Source organism: Streptomyces sp. NPDC051211, from assembly GCF_040689505.1.
Taxonomy (GTDB): domain Bacteria; phylum Actinomycetota; class Actinomycetes; order Streptomycetales; family Streptomycetaceae; genus Streptomyces.
In genome coordinates this window covers 25,906-44,279 of the sequence record NZ_JBFBAV010000042.1, presented here as the reverse complement: position 1 = coordinate 44,279, position 18,374 = coordinate 25,906, and the positions used below count along the sequence as shown (strand labels likewise).

Sequence of the window (18,374 nt, the reverse complement as noted above, 5' to 3'; positions counted from 1 at the left end):
CGCAGCCGCAGCCGCTACAGCTTCTCGACCGGCGCGTAGCGCAGCAACAGGCGCTTCGGCTTGGCGTCCCCGAAGTCGACGGTCGCCTGCGCGTCCGCGCCGGCTCCCCGGACCTCCATGACCGTGCCCAGGCCGAACTGGTCGTGGGTGACCCGGTCCCCCACCGCCAGGGAGATCACCGGCTTGTCGGCGGCCCGGCGCGTCGCGAACCCCGACGGCCCGGACTTCGTCCGCGAGGACGACAGGAACGCCTCCGGCGAGGTCCCGAACGAGGACTTCCCCGCGCCGCCCGAGCCCGAGATCGGGCCGGCCGGCTTCTGCGCCGGGCCCGTCCGCTTCCACGACAGGTACTGGTCGGGGATCTCCTCCAGGAACCGCGAGGGCGGGTTGTAGGAGGGGGTGCCCCAGGCGCTGCGCATGCTGGAGCGGGTCAGGTACAGCCGCTCGCGGGCACGGGTGATGCCGACGTAGGCGAGCCGCCGCTCCTCCTCCAGCTCCTTGGTCTGGCCCAGTGCCCGCATGTGCGGGAAGACCCCGTCCTCCATGCCGGTCACGAAGACCACCGGGAACTCCAGGCCCTTGGCGGTGTGCAGGGTCATCAGCGTGATGACGCCCGTCCCCTCCGTGTCCTCGTCCGGGATCTGGTCGGAGTCGGCGACGAGAGCCACCTGTTCCAGGAACTCGGCCAGGGTGCCGGGGTTGTCCTCGGCGCGCGCCTGCTCGAATTCCAGCGCCACCGCCGCGAGTTCCTGCAGGTTCTCGATCCGCGTCTCGTCCTGCGGGTCGGTCGACGCCTGGAGCTCGGCCAGGTAGCCCGTACGCTCCAGCACCGCCTCCAGCACCACGGCCGGCCCGGCGCCGGAGTCGACGATCGTCCGGAGCTCCTCCATCAGGACGTTGAACCGCTTGACCGCGTTGGTGGACCGGGCGGCCATCCCGAAGGCCTCGTCCACCCGCCGCAGCGCCTGCGGGAAGGTGATCTTCTCGCGCAGCGCCAGCGCGTCGATCATCGCTTCGGCGCGCTCGCCGATGCCGCGCTTGGGCACGTTCAGGATCCGGCGCAGCGGGACGTTGTCCTCCGGGTTGGCCAGCACCCGCAGGTAGGCCAGCACGTCGCGGACCTCCTTGCGCTCGTAGAAGCGCACCCCGCCGACGACCTTGTAGGGCAGGCCGACCCGGATGAAGATCTCCTCGAACACGCGGGACTGGGCGTTGGTGCGGTAGAAGACGGCGACGTCGCCGGCCTTCGCGTCGCCCGCGTCCGTCAGCCGGTCGATCTCGTCGGCGACGAACTGCGCCTCGTCGTGCTCGGTGTCCGCGACGTAGCCGGTGATGCCGACGCCGGTCCCGGCGTCGGTCCACAGGTTCTTGGCGCGGCGGTTCTCGTTGCGCTCGATGACCGCGTTGGCCGCGGAGAGGATCGTCTGGGTGGAGCGGTAGTTCTGCTCCAGCAGGATCGTCGTCGCGTCCTTGTAGTCCTCCTCGAACTGGAGGATGTTGCGGATGGTCGCGCCGCGGAAGGCGTAGATCGACTGGTCGGCGTCGCCCACCACGCACAGCTCGGCCGGCGGCAGGTCCGGGTAGCCCGGCCCGACCAGCTCGCGCACCAGCGTGTACTGGGCGTGGTTGGTGTCCTGGTACTCGTCGACCAGGACGTGCCGGAAGCGGCGCCGGTAGTGCTCGGCGACGTCCGGGAACGCCTGGAGCAGGTGCACCGTGGTCATGATGATGTCGTCGAAGTCGAGCGCGTTCGCCTCGCGCAGCCGCCCCTGGTACATGGCGTAGGCCTGGGCGAGGGTCTTCTCGAAGCCGTCGGCCGCCTGCGCCGCGAAGGCGTCCTCGTCGATCAGCTCGTTCTTCAGGTTCGAGATCTTGGCGTTGAAGGACTTGGGCGGGAACTTCTTCGGGTCCAGGTCCAGGTCGCGGCAGACCAGTGCCATCAGGCGCTTGGAGTCGGCGGCGTCGTAGATCGAGAAGGAGGAGGTGAAGCCGAGGCGCTTGGACTCGCGCCGCAGGATGCGGACGCAGGCGCTGTGGAAGGTCGACACCCACATCGCGTTCGCGCGCGGGCCGACCAGGCCCTCGACGCGCTCCTTCATCTCACCGGCGGCCTTGTTGGTGAACGTGATCGCGAGGATCTGGCCGGGGTGGACGTTGCGGGCGGCCAGCAGGTGCCCGATGCGGTGGGTGAGCACCCGGGTCTTGCCGGAGCCGGCGCCGGCCACGATGAGCAGGGGCGAGCCCGCGTGCACCACGGCGGCGCGCTGCTGCTCGTTCAGCCCGTCCAGCAGGGACGCCGGGTCGATGACGGGCTTCGGGGAGCCGTCCCGGTAGTAGCGGTCCCCGCTCATGGGCGCGTCGAAGTGCCCCTCGAAGAGGTCGTCCGCGCCCGCTTCGGGGGCGTACTCCTCGGGCGGCGGGGGCGGCTCCTCGTGGGAGGGGGTGAGGTCCGCCAGGAAACTGTCGTCAAAGAGGCTGCTCATCGCCTTCCGAGTCTAGAGCTCCCCGCCGACAGCCGGGCGCCCCCGCCGGATCTCGTCTCCGGCGGCCCCGTACGCTCCTCGCATGGACGTACTCATCGATGTCTTCGTCGGCCTGCACATCATCGGAATCGCCTCGCTGCTCGGCGGTTTCCTGACCCAGATGAAGGCGATGAGCGCGGGCACCGCGCGGTTCGTGCCGGCGATGCTGCACGGCGCGCTGACCATGCTGGTCACCGGGGTGCTGCTGGTCGGGTTCCGCGAGATGGACGGCAGCAGCGTCAACAACATCAAGGTCGGCGTGAAGCTCGCCGTCCTGTTCGTCATCCTGGCGCTGGTCTACGTCAAGCGGGACGAGGAGCAGGTGGACAAGGCGCTGTTCGGTGCGGTCGGCGGGCTGACCGTGGCCAATATCTTCATCGCCGTCCTCTGGAACTGACGCCACACGCCCCCCTCCGGCACCAGTTCGGCCACATCCAGTCACATCAGATCAGTTCGGATCATCTCGTCATCCGCCCGTTACCTTCGGGTCTAGCGTCCTCCCCCAAGACGAACGGAAGGACGCCCCCCGTGGCCAGTCATCGAAAGCCCAGGCAGCGCCCGCTCTCCGGCGGCACCGTCCGGAAGGCCGCCACCCTCGCCCTCGCGGGCGCTGCCACCGCCACCGCGTTCGAAGGTTCCTCGCAGGCGGAGCCGCGGCTCTCCCCGGGCCAGGTCAAGGCCGAGGTGGACCGGCTCTACGAGGAGGCCGAGGCCGCGGCCGAGCGCTACAACGGGGCGAAGGAAAAGGCCGACGAGGCCCAGCGGTCCCTCGCCGAGCTGCGCGACCGCACCGCCCGCAAGGCCGACCGGCTCAACACCGCCCGCAACGCCCTCGGCTCGCTCGCCGCCTCCCAGTACCGCAGCGGCGCCCTCGGGCAGACCGCCCAGCTGGTCCTCTCCGACAGCCCGCAGGAGTACCTGGACGGGGCCGCCTTCCTGGAGCGGACCGGCGACCGCAAGGCCGCCGAGATCGCCTCCGTACGCCGCCAGCTCGACGAGGTCGACACCCTGCGCGCCCAGGCCTCCGGAAAGCTGGCCGAGCTGCGCGACCGGCAGGCGGAACTCGCCCGCCACAAGCAGGCCGCCGAGGGCAAGCTCCAGGCCGCCAAGCGGCTGCTGGCCAAACTCACCGCCGAGGAGCGGGCCCGGTACGAGGCCCAGGACCCGCACTCCGGCCCCGCGGCAGCGCCCGCCCGGGGCGGGTCCGCCACCGCCGCCCGGCCGGCCGCGCAACCGGCCCGGCCGCCCGCCGACGGCTCCCGCGCCGCCCGCGCCGTCTCCTTCGCGTACGGGGCGATCGGGAAGCCGTACGGCTGGGGGGCGACCGGGCCCGGCTCCTTCGACTGCTCGGGCCTCACCCAGGCGGCCTGGCGCTCCGCGGGGGTTTCCCTGCCCCGCACCACCTACACCCAGATCAACGCCGGGCAGCGGATCTCCCGGGACCGGCTGGCCCCGGGCGACCTGGTCTTCTTCTACTCCGGCGTGACGCACGTCGGGCTCTACATCGGCAACGGCCAGATGATCCACGCCCCGCGCCCCGGCTCCACGGTCCGCGTCGCCCCGATCGACTCGATGCCCTGGGCGGGCGCGAGCCGGCCCGCCTGAGCGGGTCCTGTCCCGGTGCCCGTCCGTCACACCAGCCGGCGGGCCGTGGCCCACCGGGTCAGCTCGTGCCGGTTCGACAGCTGGAGCTTGCGGAGCACCGCCGAGACGTGCGACTCGACCGTCTTCACCGAGATGAACAGCTGCTTGGCGATCTCCTTGTAGGCGTACCCGCGGGCGATCAGCCGCAGCACCTCCCGCTCCCGCTGGGTCAGCCGGTCCAGGTCCTCGTCGACCGGGGGCGCGTCGGTGGAGGCGAAGGCGTCGAGCACGAACCCCGCCAGCCGCGGCGAGAACACCGCGTCCCCGTCCTGCACCCGGAAGACCGAGTCGACCAGGTCCGCCCCGGTGATCGTCTTGGTGACGTAGCCGCGGGCCCCGCCGCGGATCACCCCGATGACGTCCTCGGCCGCGTCCGACACCGACAGCGCCAGGAACCGCACCGGGTTCTCGGCCGCCGCCATCAGCGGAGCGCAGCGCCGCAGCACCTCGACCCCGCCGCCGCCCGGCAGGTGCACGTCCAGCAGCACCACCTCGGGGCGGGTGGCCGTGATGACCGTGACCGCCTGGTCCACGTCGGCGGCCTCGCCGACCACCTCGACGCCGGTCCGGTCCGTTTCGCCGATCTCCGCCTGCACGCCCGTGCGGAACATCCGGTGGTCGTCGACGAGCACCACCCGGACCCGCCTGTCCGCTACCTCGCTCATTGGGTGCTCGCCCTCTCCATCTCCAGCTCGACTTCCGTGCCCCCGCCGGCGGCGGCCCGCAGCCGTGCGGTTCCGCCGTTGCGCTGCATCCGGCCGATGATCGATTCTCGTACGCCCATCCGGTCGTCCGGTACCGCGTCGATGTCGAAGCCCGGCCCCCGGTCCCGTACGGACACGAACACCGTCCGCCCTTCCACCTCCGCGTAGACCTGCACCGGCCCGCCCTCGCCACCGTACTTGGCGGCGTTCACCATTGCCTCGCGCGCTGCCTGGATCTGTGCGCCCAGCTTCTCGTCCAGGGGGCAGTCGCCGACGACCACGACCTCGATGGGCACCCCGTGGTGATCCTCCACCTCGGCGGCGGTCTTCTTCACGGCCTCGGCCAGGGTGGCCGGCTCCTCCGCCTCGTCCTTGCCGGTCCCCTCCGGCTTGTACAGCCAGTTCCGCAGTTCGCGTTCCTGCGCGCGGGCCAGCCGGCGGACCTCGCCGACGTCCTCGGCGTTGCGCTGGATCAGGGTGAGGGTGTGCAGCACCGAGTCGTGAACGTGGGCGGCGACCTCGGCGCGTTCCTGGGCGCGGATGCGCATCAGCCGTTCCTCGGAGAGGTCCTGGGTCATCCGGATCAGCCAGGGTCCGGCGAGCAGGGCGATGCCGACGAGGACGGCGAGGCTCGCCGTGAGGACGTTGCCGAGCTGGGCGGCGGAGCCCCGTACGACGATGAACACGGTGAGTCCGACGCCGACCAGGGCCACTCCGGCGAGCGCCCGGCCCACCTGGAGCAGCCGGCCGTGCCGGCCGGCGGCCGCCGTCCAGTGGGCGCGGCGGGCGTTGTCGGCCTGCCGCCACACCAGCACCACGCCGGCCCCGACCAGCAGCGTGGGCCACAGGTAGCGGCCGGATTCGCCGCCCACCTGCACCTTGGTGATGAAGAGGATGACCCCGACGGCCAGCACGACGAGCGCGACGACCTGCCCGGTGTCGGGGGTGCGCAGCCGGCGCCGGCCGTCCGGCATGGTCTCGTAGAGGGAGCGGCCGGCCGGCTTGCCGCCGACCCCGAGCGGTACGAAGACCCAGAACGCGGCGTAGAGCAGCACCCCCAGCCCCTCGCCGAACATGAACATGCCGAGGAAGGCGAGCCGGACCCACAGCACGGGCAGCCCGAGGTGACCGGCGAGGCCGCGCGCGACACCGCCGAGCATCCGCCCGTCGGCGCTCCGGTAGAGCTTGCGCTGCGGATGCTCTTCGGCCTCGGGGGCGTGCGGGGTACTGGATGCGGCGACCACTGGCATGTTCCCGATGGTCACACGCGGGAGAGGGCGGGGACATCAGGGCAGCCCCCCGGTTTTCGGTGGGAACGGCCCTCGGGGGTTTCTCAGGGTTGCGCCAGGGTCGGGCCGGATACCGGCGGCTCGGGGCGGCCGTCACCATGGAGCCATGACCGACGTCCACGAGTCTCCGCCCGCAGCCCCGGAGGCCGCCCAGGCCGACCGCCCGCCGCTGCGCCGCAGCAAGCGCGACAAGGTGCTGGCGGGCGTGTGCGGCGGCCTGGGCCGGTACTTCGACCTCGATCCCGTGATCTTCCGGATCGTGCTCGGTACCCTCGCGGTCACCGGCGGCGTCGGCCTGATCTTCTACGGCTTCGCCTGGCTGCTGCTGCCGCTGGACGGCGAGGAGGACAACGAGGCCAAGAAGCTGCTCACCGGCCGGATCGAGGGCGGCACCCTGGCCGCGGTCCTGGCGGCGCTGGTCGGCTGCGCGGTGTTCCTGTCGCTGCTGGACAACGGCGGCATGGGCGGCTTCTCGATCCTGGTGATCCTGGCCGTGTCCGGCGCCGCCTACTGGTCCCACCGCCGCCGGAGCCTGCCCGCCGCCGTGGCCGAGCCGGCCCACCCGCGTGCCGAGGCACCGCCGGAGACCCAGGCCCCGCCCACCCCGGGCAGCCCCTCCTGGTGGAAGGACCCGCTGGTCAAGGCCGGGGCGCCGGGCAGTGGCTACCTGTGGGGCCCGGAGGGTGCCGCCGGCCCGCCGGAGAGCCAGGACGACCCGTCCGCCCCTGCGGCAGCCGGACCCCAGCCGCCTCCACAGCGCCGCCCGCGCGGCGGGATCGGAGGCCGGGTCTTCCTGTTCGCCCTGCTCGGCGGCTCCATCGGGACCGCCGCCGCCTGGCACGGCCACCCGCTGGGCCACGCCCTCCAGGTCGGTTTCGCCTGCGCCCTCACCGTGTTCGGCCTCGGCCTCGCGGTCAGCTCGGTCCGCGGCCGCACCGGCATCGGCACCGTCCTGCTCGCCGTGCTCACCGCCGGGCTGCTGGCCGGGGCGGCCGCACTGCCCCGGGAGATCGGCACCGACTGGAAGCAGGTCGACTGGCGGCCGGCCGCCGTAGCCGAGGTCCGGCCGTCCTACGAGGCCGGCACCGGCCTCGCCACCCTGGACCTGAGCCGGCTCGACGTGGCCAAGGGCAGCACCCTCGCCGTGACCGCGTCCATCGACGCCGGCCGGCTCAAGGTGGTCCTGCCCCGCGAGGTCACCGCCCGCGCCGAGGTCCGCGTCCGGCTGGGCGACGTACAGATGCCGGGCGACCGGGCGGACCGCATCGAGGGCGTCCGCAACCAGACCCGGACGGCGACCGTGCCGCCCGCCCCCGGAACCGAGGCCGGCGGGACGATCGAACTGCACCTGAACGCGGGTGTGGGACAGGTGGAGGTGGCCCGTGCGGCGTCATGAGTTCCAGCCCGGACGGCTCCTCGCCGGCCTGGTCCTGCTGGTGGCGGGAGTGCTCTATCTGGTCGACGCCACCGGCGGGAGCGACCTCGCCTGGTGGGTGGTCCTCCCGATGACCACGGGCGGGCTGTCCCTCGCCGCCCTGATCGGCCTGACCACCTATGCCGTACGCCGCGACCGCGGCCAGATCCGCTCGTCCAGCGACCAGTAGGAGGCCCCGGCCAGGATCAGCGGCAGCCACGCCATCAGGTAGATGAGGTCGTTGCCGTAGTAGTACGGGGTGACCTGCCAGCTGACGGTCAGCCACAGGCTCAGCGAGATCAGCGCCCCGCCGCAGGCCGCGGCCCGGGCGAACAGCCCGGCCAGGGTGCCCAGGCCCACCAGGAGCTCCCCGACGGCCAGCACCACCGCGAAGCCGACCGGGGACTTCAGGGCCAGGTCCACCAGCCCCGGGATCGCCGAGGTGTCCCGCACCCCGCGCATCAGGTCGCCGATCGAGCCGTCACCGGAAGCGGACAGGAACGCGGAGTCGGTCAGCTTGTCCAGACCCGCGTAGACGAAGGTCACGCCGAGGAAGATGCGCAGCGGCAGCAGCGCGTACAGGGAGGCCCGCTCCCGCAGATCGGTTCGGAGGGAGGGCTGCTCCCCCATCTCTGTTCGGGTCACGCTCCCATGTCTACCCCGTTCACTCGGCAACGTCGATGGCACAGCGGTTGGATTCCACCCCCGCGGCGGTCACCACCGACACGTCGGTACGCCCCGGTTCCACATCGGCGGGCACCGGAACCACCAGGACCGTGTCCGAGGGGTTGGTGAACCCGCCCGCGACCGGCACCAGCGGAACGTGCACGTGCACCGCCCCGATCCGCACCACCAGCCGCGCCAGCATCTCCGGGGTGTGCGCCCCGGGCGGCACGAAACCCACTCCGCGGATCTCGATGTCGTCCCCCGTGCGGACGGGCGCGTCCAGGTCCCCCGGCTCCCGGGTCCGGACCACCGACAGCACCAGCGGACGGCTTCCCTCCGCGTACTTGGCGGCCAGATAGACGGCGGCCGACAGGGCGACCAGCAGGGCCAGCGCCCACGGCAGCCGCGGCAGCCGGTCCGGGAACCGGGCCAGCGAGACCGCCGCGTACGTCAGCACCACCGTCGACACCAGGACGTACTGCGCGTCGGGGAAGCTGCCCCGCCCCGAGTCGTCGGTCAGCAGGTCCGCGCCGCGCGGCCGGTCCGCCGGCAGCTTCTGCAGCCGCTGCCCGAGAATGCGTACGGACACCACCCGGCGGACCAGCACCGCCACCGCGGAGGTCAGGGCCACCACGGCCAGCAGCGGGACCGCCCGCCACAGCTCCAGCCCCTGGTACAGCGCCTCCCGTTCCGGCCCCGGCCCGGAGGCCGCCAGCCGCAGGGCCGGCAGCAGCGCGGCGAACGCGGTCAGCAGCAGCCAGGCGCAGGGCACGGCCTTGGAGGTGGACAGCCGGTTGTCCTCCCCGACGAGCGGCGCCAGCAGCCCGCCCCGGACGGTCTGCGCGCGGGCCGCCACCGTGAGCAGCCCGGCCAGCAGCAGCGCGGCCAGCAGCCCGGCGGTACGGGCGGCCGACCAGCCGGTGCCGAGCGCGGTGCCGACCTGCACCAGCAGCAGCAGCCCGGCCGCGATCCACACCGCGAGCACGGCCCGCCGGGACAGCAGGTACAGCCAGGAGTGGCCGGCTTCGCGGCCCCGGTCGGCGACCGTGCGGGCCGACTGGGTCAGCTCGTCGGAGACCCACTGGCGGGAGGCCCCGGCCGAGCGGGCCACCGCGGCGGGCAGGCCCTGGCCGGCGGCGAACTCGTCGCGCTGCTCCTGGAAGGCGAGGGCGGCCCGGCGGTGGCCCTCGCGTGCCCCGTGCGGGCAGTCGTCGCAGGTGCAGCCGCCCCCGTGGGTGGTTCGGTGGATCTCTTGGACAGCCACGAGCGTGCCGCCTCTCTGAACTTCGGTGCAATGCTCGCGAATTGTGCACCACCGCACCGGGGCTCCGGACTGCGCACGATGTCAGAGCGGGTGATTAACCGTTCATGATGTTGACGCCACGCGTTGCCAGAGGGGTTGGTAGTTGACCCACGCGGCGAGGTCCGAGCCGAGCTGTACGCGAGTGGCGACGGCACTGCGGTGGTCGATCTGCACGGGCTTGCCGGCCGACCGTGCGGCCAGCTGTACCTGGGCCGCACGCTCCATCGAGATGAACCACCAGGCCGCGGCGTCCACCGAGCCGCCCACCGTCAGCAGGCCGTGGTTGCGCAGGATCAGCGCCTTGTACGGGCCCAGCGCCTGGGCGATCCGGGTGCATTCCCCGGCGTCGAACGCCACTCCCGTGTATTTGTCGAGAAGGGCGTGGTCCTGGTAAAAGGCGCAGGCCTCCTGCGTGATCGGGTCGATCAGCTCGCCGAGGGCGGCCAGCGCGCGACCGTGGACGGAGTGGGTGTGGGCGACGGCCACCACCTCGGGCCTGGCCCGGTGCACGGCCGCGTGCACCGCGAAGGCGGCCTCGTTGACCCGCCGCCCGCCCTGGACGACGCGCCCGTCCCCGTCGACCAGCAGCAGGTCCTCGGGGGTCAGCCGGGCGAACGCCACCCCGAACGGGTTCACCCAGTAGCAGTCCTCGAACTCGGGGTCGCGTGCCGTGATGTGCCCGCCGACCCCGTCCTCGTACCCGAGCTCCCCGAACAGCCGGAGGGCTCCGGCGAGCCGCGTCCTGCGGTGCGCGCGCTCCTCCTGCGGCGTGCCGAACTGCGGCGGCATCTCGAAGGCCAGCCGCTCCACGGGCACCGGCTCCGGCTGGTCGGTCATGGCCCTCCTCGGTCGACTCGCGGCTGCGGCGCAAGGTACCCGCGGGCCCGCGAACTGGCCAGAGGAACGGCGAAGCCGCCGCTCCAAGGTGGCAGCGGCGGCTTCGCGTCAGGGACGGCGGGTGGGGACTACTCCCACTCGATGGTGCCCGGGGGCTTGCTGGTGCAGTCCAGCACCACCCGGTTCACGTCCGGCACCTCGTTGGTGATCCGGGTCGAGATCTTCGCCAGCACCTCGTAGGGCATGCGGGTCCAGTCCGCGGTCATCGCGTCCTCGGACGAGACCGGGCGCAGCACGACCGGGTGGCCGTACGTGCGGCCGTCGCCCTGGACGCCGACGCTGCGGACGTCGGCCAGCAGGACCACCGGGCACTGCCAGATCTCGCGGTCCAGGCCGGCCGCGGTGAGCTCGTGGCGGGCGATGGCGTCGGCCTCGCGCAGCAGGTCCAGGCGCTCCTTGGTGACCTCGCCGACGATGCGGATGCCGAGGCCGGGGCCGGGGAACGGCTGGCGCTGGACGATCTCGTCCGGCAGGCCGAGCTCCTGGCCGACCATCCGGACCTCGTCCTTGAACAGCTGGCGCAGCGGCTCGACGAGCTGGAACTCCAGGTCCTCGGGCAGGCCGCCGACGTTGTGGTGCGACTTGATGTTGGCGGTGCCGGTGCCGCCGCCGGACTCGACGATGTCCGGGTACAGGGTGCCCTGGACCAGGAACTCGACGGGGGTCTCGTGCGGGGCCTCGGCGATGATCTCGGCCTGGGCCTGCTCGAAGACGCGGATGAACTCGCGGCCGATGATCTTCCGCTTCTCCTCGGGGTCGGAGACCCCGGCGAGGGCGGTGAGGAAGCGCTCCTGCGCGTCCACGACCTTCAGCTGCACGCCGGTCGCGGCGACGAAGTCCTTCTCGACCTGCTCGGTCTCGCCCTTGCGCATCAGGCCGTGGTCGACGTACACGCAGGTCAGCTGGTTGCCGATGGCCTTTTGGACCAGGGCGGCGGCGACCGCGGAGTCCACGCCGCCGGACAGGCCGCAGATGGCGCGCTTGTCGCCGACCTGCTCGCGGATGGCCGCGATCTGCTCCTCGACGATGCTGCCGGTGGTCCAGCTGGGGGCCAGGCCGGCGCCCCGATAGAGGAAGTGCTCCAGGATCTGCTGGCCGTGCGTGGAGTGCATGACCTCGGGGTGGTACTGGACCCCGTACAGCTTCTTCTCGTCGTTCTCGAAGGCCGCGACCGGTACGACGTTCGTCGAGGCGGTGACGGTGAAGCCCTCGGGCGCCGCGGAGCAGGCGTCGCCGTGCGACATCCACACCGACTGGTGCTCGGGGGTGCCCTCGAAGAGGGTCGAGCCGGGCTTGCTGACGGACAGCGGGGTGCGGCCGTACTCGCGGGCACCGGTGTTGTCCACGGTGCCGCCGAGGGTGGTGGCCATCAGCTGGAAGCCGTAGCACATGCCGAAGACGGGGATCCCGGCCTCGAAGATGGCACGGTCGAGCTGGGGGGCGCCCTCTTCGTACACGGAGGACGGGCCGCCGGAGAGGATGATCGCCTTGGGGTTCTTGGCCAGCATCTCGGCCACGGGCATCGTGCTCGGCACGATCTCGCTGTAGACCCGGGCCTCACGGACGCGGCGGGCGATGAGCTGGGCGTACTGCGCGCCGAAGTCGACAACGAGGACGACGTCCGGTGCGGCGGTGGATGCTACTGGCACGGGGCGGCCTTCCGGCGGAAAGAGGGTGTGTGTTGTCGATTCTAACGGGGGACGCATGGCCGTCTTCGTCTCACCATCCGAACCTGCTTGGCCCGGGGCGGGACGCACGGTAATAATTCGTTCCATGCGCAAGCAGCTGAGCTTCCTCTTTACCTATGGCACCGGCCGGTCCGGTCGCCATGGGTCCTCGTGATGCTCGCTTGAGCCGCTGACTTCCCAGAGCGCCCCGGTCCGACAGGACCGGGGCGCTCTGCGTTTCCGCTCCTGTCGGCACAAACCTTCAGGAGAAACCATGAGCACCGCCACCGCCACCTCCGCCACCACCACCGCCGCCGCCCCCGAGCAGCTGATCGCCGACTCCCGCGACCGGATCGACGCCATCGACGACCGGATCATCGGGCTGATCCAGGAGCGGATGGCCGTCTCGGCCGTCATCCAGGAGGCCCGGGTCTCCTCCGGCGGGCGCCGGGTGCACCTCTCGCGCGAGATGGAGGTGCTCCAGCACTGGAGCGACGCGCTCGGCAAGCCCGGCACCTCGCTGGCCATGACCGTGCTGGAGCTGTGCCGCGGCCGGGTCTGAAACCTCACCGGGTGCACGGCCACGCGGGTGCGGGCACGCGGGCGGGCGCGCGCGGGCGCCTGTTCGTCACCCGTCCGGGCCGTGACCGCCCCCGGGGGCCTTCGTTGGTGAGGTTGTCACGCGTGGCTCCGCCGGAGCGATGAGACGCACGGCCCGTGGAAGTGCGTCGTGGGACCTCGTTCCGGCGCGTGACCGGACGGCAGGGGACAGCGGCCCGGTCACCTCATGAAGGACGGCCGGCCTCGGGGACGCCCGAGGCCGGCCGTTCTGTTTGCGGCCCTGCATACGAGGACGGGGACCGCGCTCCCCCTCCGAGCGCGGTCCCCGTCGATCGCACCTAAGTGACCGGCGATCACCCCGGAAGGTTGCCCTCCCGGCGGGAATCGGAGATGTGGGCTCCGTCACACGGTGAACGGCGCAACTGCGGTGCGGCCTCAGCGGTCAGGTTCTTCATGAAGAAGCGACTCTCCCTGCTGGCCGCGGCCGGTCTGGTGGCCGTGGGACTGACCACCCCCGCGGTCGCCGCGGACTCCGTACACACCCTCGTCGGCCCGTCCGCCCTCGCCCTCCAGCCGCACCCGGCGACGGGCGCAGCCGAGGCGACTTCCCTGACCGTCGGAGCCGAGTGGCCCGCGACGTCGTGGAACAAGGACGTGACCTTCACGGTCGACCTGGGCAAGGTGCGCGGCATCGCGGACGTGGTCGCCGACCCTGCGGCAGCCCACCGGCAGCAGTGCACCGTGGCCGCGGCCACGCTGACCTGCGTGGCCCGCAGCTGGCTCAGCGTCGACCTGAAGGTCAGCGCGGCGAAGGGCAGCACGGTGGGCCGGGCCGGTGACATCGCGGTCACCGCGAAGGCCGAGGGCGCCGCCTTCACCCCCTTCACCACCCGGGTCCAGGTCGGCGGCCCCGACCTGGTGCTGGGCAAGCTCGGGCTGCGGAACAGCCTCGCGGTGGGCGAAGGACAGCGGGTCCCGATCGTCTTCGCGAACGACGGAACCACCGCCGCCAAGGGTGTGGCCCTCTCCATGCGGACCACCCGCGGCATGGAGTTCGTGGAGAAGTACGACAACTGTGCGTACAGCTCCGACGGCGACGGCCCGACGGACAAGGGCCTGGGCACCACCGTGTGCATCCTCGAGGGCAGCTTCGAACCCGACCTCGCCTACGAAACGGTCGAGCCGCTGACCCTGAAGGCCACCCACCGGGCCCTTCAGGAATCGCTGGAGGTCAGCGTCTTCGAGGCGGACAAGGCGCCCGCCTCCAAGGCGCTCGCCAAGCCGCACACCGGCCGGAAGCTCTCCCTGAAGCCGCGGGCCGCCACCCTGCGGTCGGCGGACCTCAACCCGTGGGACAACACGCAGAGCGCCGGCTTCACCGTCCGGAACACCGCCGACTTCATCGCCCTCGGCGACTCCGCCACCGCGAAGGCCGGCGAGACCGTCGGCGTCGACCTCGGCTTCCGCAACAACGGCCCCGCCTGGGTCGGCTACGTCCACTCCGGTGAGCCGGTGGGCCTGGTCGACATCACGATCCCGGCCGGCGCGAAGGCGGCGAAGAAGCCCGAGCACTGCCGTGGCGTCAACGCCGACGGCGGCTACCGGGAGCAGCAGCTCGGGGCGCCCCGCTACTTCTGCGAGATCGGCTCCCGCGTCTTCGACGGGGAGCAGGCCCTCCACGGCTTCCAGCTGAAGATCGAGAAGGTCGTCCAGGACGCCATCGGCACGGTCCGGGTCGGCGCGTGGACGTCCTCCGGCAGCACGCCGCACGCGTGGGACTCCGACACGGTCAACAACACCGCTCTGCTGGTCCTGAACCCGAAGAGCGTCACCCCGTCCCCGAGCACGACGTCCGGCCCCGCCCCCAGCCCCAGCGCCGGCTCGGGCACCGGCACCCCGACCCCGACCGCCTCGGCCTCCGGGACCCCGACCGCCACCCCGAGCGGCAACGCCGCCGTGCCCAACGGCGACCTGGCCGACACCGGCAGCTCGGCGCTGCCGCTGGCCGTCGGTTCCGCCGCGGTCCTCGCCGGCGGAGCCGTGCTGTTCGTGGTGTTCCGCCGCCGCACCGGTCGCGCGTAACGACGTACCCCGCGGCGTACGCCGGCGGCGTGCCCAGCGGCATGCGCCCGGGCGTACGCGGCGGCCGGGAGCCCCGGCAGGATCCGTCCTGCCGGGGCTCCCGCGCGTCCGCCTCAGGTCACTGCGGCCGTTTCGGCGGGACCTCCGGGACCGCCAGGAACGGCAGCCGGAGCGCGCCGAACGCCTCCTTCGGGACCGCCGGTGACACCGGTTCCACCGCCGCGAGCCGCTCGTACGCCGCGCCCTGGGCCGGCCGCGGGTCCGCCTCGCCCTTGTTCGGCCAGTACGACATGGCCCGCTCCGCCTGCGCGGTGATGGTCAGCGACGGGTTCACCCCGAGGTTCGCGGAGACCGCCGAACCGTCCACCACCGAGATGCCCGGGTGCCCGTACAGCCGGTGGTACGGGTCGACCACGCCCTCCTCCGGGGAGGCGCCGATCGGGCAGCCGCCGAGGAAGTGCGCGGTGAGCGGGGTGCCCATCAGCTCGCCGACGTTGCTGCCGGGGAAGCCGCCGATCTCCTCGGCGAGCAGCGTCGCCGCCCGGGTGGCCTCGGCGATCTGGGTGGGGTTGGGCGCGCCGTGGCCCTGGCGGGCGGTGAGCAGGCCCTTCCCTATGCCGCCCGGCTTGCGGTAGGTGGTCAGCGAGTTGTCCAGGGACTGCATGACCAGGCCGATGATGGTCCGCTCGGACCAGCGCCGGTTGGACAGCGAGCGGAGCAGCTGGAGGGGGTGGGTGGCGGTGCGGGCGAACCAGGCCGCCACCCGGTGCTTGCCGTAGGGGACCTGGAGGATCGTCAGGAACCCCATCGCGTTCGAGCCCTTGCCGTAGCGGACCGGCTCGATGTGGGTGTCGGCGTCGGGGTGCACGGACGAGGTGATCGCCACGCCGCGGGTGAAGTCGGCGCGCTTGTCCTTGCCGTGCCGCCGCCGGTAGCGGCGGTCGTCGGTCTGCGCGCCGACCAGTCCCTCGGAGTTGGTGCGGGTGAGATCGCCCAGCCGGGCGGACAGCCGCGGGAGCTCCCCGCGGTCCTTCATGGTGTGCAGCAGGGTCTGGGTGCCGTACGTGCCGGCCGCGAGGACGACGTGGCGGGCGCGCAGCATCTTGGCCTTGCCGCGGCGGCGCTGGTCGGTGGGGACGGTCCGCACCCGGTAGCCGCCGTCGGGGTGCTCGGAGAGGGCGGTCACCGTGGTCATCGGTCGGATGACGGCGCCGGCCCGCTCGGCGAGGTGCAGGTAGTTCTCGTTGAGGGTGTTCTTGGCGCCGTGCCGGCAGCCGGTCATGCACTCGCCGCATTCGGTGCAGGCCCGGCGGGCGGGTCCGGCGCCGCCGAAGTAGGGGTCGGGGACCTCCCCGCCGGGGCGCGCCGTGGCGGTGCCGTCGGCGTCGGCCCCGTCTCCGAAGAACACCCCGACCGGGGCCATGTGGAAGGAGTCCCCGACGCCCATCTCCTCCGCGACGGCCTTCAGGTGCACGTCGGAGGGGGTCATGGTCGGGTTGAGGCGCACCCCCAGCATCCGCTTGGCCTGGTCGTAGTAGGGGGCGAGTTCCGCCTGCCAGTCGGTGATGGCGGACCACTGCCGGTCCCGGAAGAAGGCCGGCGGCGGCACGTACAGGGTGTTGGCGTAGTTGAGCGAGCCGCCGCCGACTCCGGCGCCGGCCAGCACCATCACATTGCCCAGCAGGTGGATCCGCTGGATGCCGTACAGCCCGAGGGCGGGCGCCCACAGGTAGTTGCGCAGGTCCCACGAGTTGCGGGGCAGGGTGGCGCGGGTGAAACGGCGGCCGGCCTCCAGGACTCCGACCCGGTAGCCCTTCTCGGTCAGCCGCAGGGCCGACACCGAACCCCCGAAACCGGACCCGACGACGATGACGTCGTAGTCGTACTCCTTGTCGAACGACACTGCAGCGACTCCTAGCGCATGCGAAGGGCCTTCATGACCTTGAGGCTGCGGGTCATGAACGCGGCGTACGCGTCGTCGTTCATGCCCAGCGAGGGGGCCATCGGGAGCAGCCGCTGGTGGGCGACGGTCTGGGCCTCGGTGTACTTGAGGATGCCCTCGGAGCCGTGCCGGCGGCCGAGGCCGGAGTCCTTCATGCCGCCCATGGGCGACTGGACGCTGCCGTAGGCGGGCGCGTACCCCTCGTTGATGTTGACGGTGCCGGTGCGCAGCCGGGCGGCGACGGCGTGGCCGCGCCGGGCGTCCTTGGTCCAGACGCTGGCGTTGAGGCCGTACGCGGTGGCGTTGGCCTGCGCGACGGCCTCGTCCTCGTCGGTGAACCGGTAGATCGAGACGACCGGGCCGAAGGTTTCCTCGGCACACACCGCCATCGGCGCCTCGACCCCGTCGAGGATGGTGGGCTCGTAGAAGAGCGGGCCGATGTCGGGGCGGGCGACCCCGCCGGCGACCAGGGTCGCTCCCTTGGCGACGGCCTCGTCCACGTGCCGCCGTACGGTCTCCAGCTGGCGCTCGCCGACCAGCGAGCCCATGTCGGCGCCGTAGGCGAGGGAGGCACCGAGGCGCATGGCCTTGGTGCGGGCGGCGAAGCGCTCGACGAAGGCGTCGGCGACGGAGGCGTGGACGTACAGCCGCTCGATGGAGATGCACAGCTGCCCGGCGGAGGAGAAGCAGGCCCGGACGGCGCCCTGGGCGGCCTTCTCTATGTCGGCGTCGTGCAGCACGAGCATGGCGTTCTTGCCGCCGAGTTCCAGGGAGACGCCGACCAGGCGGGCGGCGGCGCCTTGGGCGACCTCGCGGCCGGTACGGGTGGAGCCGGTGAAGGACACGTAGTCGGCGTGCCGGACCACCTCGGGGCCGACCACCGGGCCCTCGCCGAGGACCACCTGGAAGACCTCGGCGGGCAGCCCGGCCTCGATCAGCAGGTCGCGGGCCCACAGGGCGGTCAGCGCGGTCTCGGTGTCGGGCTTCATGACCACCGCGTTGCCGGACACGAAGGCGGGCAGCGCATCGCCGACGGACAGTTCCAGCGGGTAGTTCCAGGGGGCTATCTGCCCGACCACCCCGCGCGGCTGGCGCAGCTCGGTGACCTTGGTGAGGGTGGGCATGGCCCCGGCGTGCCGCTTGGGCCGGAGGTAGGCGGGAGCCTTGCGCCCGTAGTGGCGGGCGGCGACGGCGACGGCCTGGACCTCTTCGTGGGCGTGCAGACGGGCCTTGCCGGTCTCCAGCTGGATCAGGTCCAGGACCTCGGACTGCCGGGCGAGCACCAGGTCGTGGAAGCGGAGCAGTACGGCGGCCCGCGCCCGGACCGGTACGGCCGCCCAGGCGGGCTGGGCGGCACGGGCCCGCTCGAAGGCGGTGGCGACGTCCTCCGGGGTGGCCTCGGGGAGGTCGGCCAGCTTGTCCCCGGTGAAGGGGGTGTGGTTCGCGGTGCGGCCGGAGCCGGTCACTCCGCGGGTCAGCCGGGCGACCAGCTCGGGGGTCACCACGTCGGCGGCGGTGCGTGCGCCGGCCGGGGCGGCGGCGACCGGGTTGGTGAAGTCGGGGGTGGCCGTGGTGCCGGGGGCGGTGGCCGGGGCCTGCGAGTCCGTCATGCGGGTGAGCGTATTGCCCGCCGAACCCTTTGGGTACCCGCCGGTAACCGGAATTTGAGTTTTCCGCCAGTGA

The 18,374-nt window shown here is 72.5% G+C and carries 15 protein-coding genes; 6 read left to right on the top strand and 9 right to left on the bottom strand.

What is annotated here, in order from left to right; genetic code table 11:
• Positions 1–14 precede the first annotated feature (14 nt).
• Positions 15–2,483, bottom strand: a complete 2,469-nt coding sequence (gene pcrA, locus AB0447_RS29670; RefSeq protein WP_366479915.1) for a DNA helicase PcrA — start codon at positions 2,481–2,483, stop codon at positions 15–17.
• Positions 2,484–2,565: 82 nt separating this feature from the next.
• On the opposite strand from pcrA, the gene AB0447_RS29665 reads away from it, so the two are divergent.
• Together AB0447_RS29665 and AB0447_RS29660 are read left to right on the top strand one after the other, a co-directional pair.
• The gene (locus AB0447_RS29665) at positions 2,566–2,919 is read left to right on the top strand and encodes a hypothetical protein (RefSeq protein WP_366479914.1); all 354 of its coding nucleotides are present in this window, start codon (positions 2,566–2,568) and stop codon (positions 2,917–2,919) included.
• A gap of 131 nt (positions 2,920–3,050) precedes the next feature.
• On the top strand, positions 3,051–4,127 hold the full coding sequence (locus AB0447_RS29660; RefSeq protein WP_366479913.1) for an NlpC/P60 family protein: 1,077 nt from the start codon (positions 3,051–3,053) through the stop codon (positions 4,125–4,127).
• Between the two features lie 26 nt (positions 4,128–4,153).
• Here the strand turns inward: AB0447_RS29660 and AB0447_RS29655 are convergent, their stop codons facing one another.
• Together AB0447_RS29655 and AB0447_RS29650 are read right to left on the bottom strand one after the other, a co-directional pair.
• Complete coding sequence (locus tag AB0447_RS29655) at positions 4,154–4,831, bottom strand: response regulator transcription factor (protein WP_366479912.1); 678 nt, start codon at positions 4,829–4,831, stop codon at positions 4,154–4,156.
• Positions 4,828–6,120, bottom strand: coding sequence for a PspC domain-containing protein (locus AB0447_RS29650; RefSeq protein WP_366479911.1), 1,293 nt, complete (start codon positions 6,118–6,120; stop codon positions 4,828–4,830). The genes AB0447_RS29655 and AB0447_RS29650 overlap by 4 nt, the downstream gene beginning before the upstream one ends.
• Before the next feature lie 145 nt (positions 6,121–6,265).
• Here AB0447_RS29650 and AB0447_RS29645 point away from each other — a divergent pair, with 145 nt between their 5' ends.
• Entirely contained in the window at positions 6,266–7,555 is a 1,290-nt protein-coding gene (locus AB0447_RS29645) for a PspC domain-containing protein (RefSeq protein ID WP_366479910.1), read from the top strand.
• On the top strand, positions 7,542–7,763 hold the full coding sequence (locus tag AB0447_RS29640; protein WP_366479909.1) for a hypothetical protein: 222 nt from the start codon (positions 7,542–7,544) through the stop codon (positions 7,761–7,763). Before AB0447_RS29645 ends, AB0447_RS29640 begins: the two co-directional genes overlap by 14 nt.
• Here the strand turns inward: AB0447_RS29640 and AB0447_RS29635 are convergent.
• The 4 genes from AB0447_RS29635 to guaA all read right to left on the bottom strand — a co-directional run bounded on the left by AB0447_RS29635 (position 7,712) and on the right by guaA (position 12,145).
• Complete coding sequence (locus AB0447_RS29635; protein ID WP_366479927.1) at positions 7,712–8,203, bottom strand: DoxX family protein; 492 nt, start codon at positions 8,201–8,203, stop codon at positions 7,712–7,714. The genes AB0447_RS29640 and AB0447_RS29635 overlap by 52 nt on opposite strands.
• Positions 8,204–8,237: 34 nt before the next feature.
• Positions 8,238–9,503 (bottom strand): hypothetical protein, encoded by a 1,266-nt coding sequence (locus tag AB0447_RS29630; RefSeq protein WP_366479908.1) that lies wholly within the window; start codon positions 9,501–9,503, stop codon positions 8,238–8,240.
• Between the two features lie 102 nt (positions 9,504–9,605).
• The gene (locus AB0447_RS29625; protein ID WP_366479907.1) at positions 9,606–10,379 is read right to left on the bottom strand and encodes a class II aldolase/adducin family protein; all 774 of its coding nucleotides are present in this window, start codon (positions 10,377–10,379) and stop codon (positions 9,606–9,608) included.
• A gap of 128 nt (positions 10,380–10,507) precedes the next feature.
• A complete protein-coding gene (gene guaA, locus AB0447_RS29620; RefSeq protein WP_366479906.1) occupies positions 10,508–12,145 on the bottom strand; it encodes a glutamine-hydrolyzing GMP synthase in 1,638 nt (545 codons plus the stop codon).
• A gap of 235 nt (positions 12,146–12,380) precedes the next feature.
• Here guaA and AB0447_RS29615 point away from each other — a divergent pair, with 235 nt between their 5' ends.
• Together AB0447_RS29615 and AB0447_RS29610 are read left to right on the top strand one after the other, a co-directional pair.
• Positions 12,381–12,668 (top strand): chorismate mutase, encoded by a 288-nt coding sequence (locus AB0447_RS29615; RefSeq protein ID WP_366479905.1) that lies wholly within the window; start codon positions 12,381–12,383, stop codon positions 12,666–12,668.
• Between the two features lie 452 nt (positions 12,669–13,120).
• Positions 13,121–14,749 carry a peptidase gene (locus AB0447_RS29610; protein WP_366479904.1) on the top strand — a complete coding sequence of 543 codons (1,629 nt, stop codon included), beginning with the start codon at positions 13,121–13,123 and terminating at the stop codon, positions 14,747–14,749.
• Positions 14,750–14,867: 118 nt separating this feature from the next.
• On the opposite strand, the gene AB0447_RS29605 is transcribed toward AB0447_RS29610, so the two are convergent.
• Together AB0447_RS29605 and AB0447_RS29600 are read right to left on the bottom strand one after the other, a co-directional pair.
• On the bottom strand, positions 14,868–16,652 hold the full coding sequence (locus AB0447_RS29605) for a GMC family oxidoreductase (RefSeq protein ID WP_366479903.1): 1,785 nt from the start codon (positions 16,650–16,652) through the stop codon (positions 14,868–14,870).
• 11 nt (positions 16,653–16,663) lie between these two features.
• Positions 16,664–18,301: a succinic semialdehyde dehydrogenase gene (locus tag AB0447_RS29600; RefSeq protein ID WP_366479902.1), complete on the bottom strand. Its 1,638-nt coding sequence runs from the start codon at positions 18,299–18,301 to the stop codon at positions 16,664–16,666.
• Between the last annotated feature and the right edge of the window lie 73 nt (positions 18,302–18,374).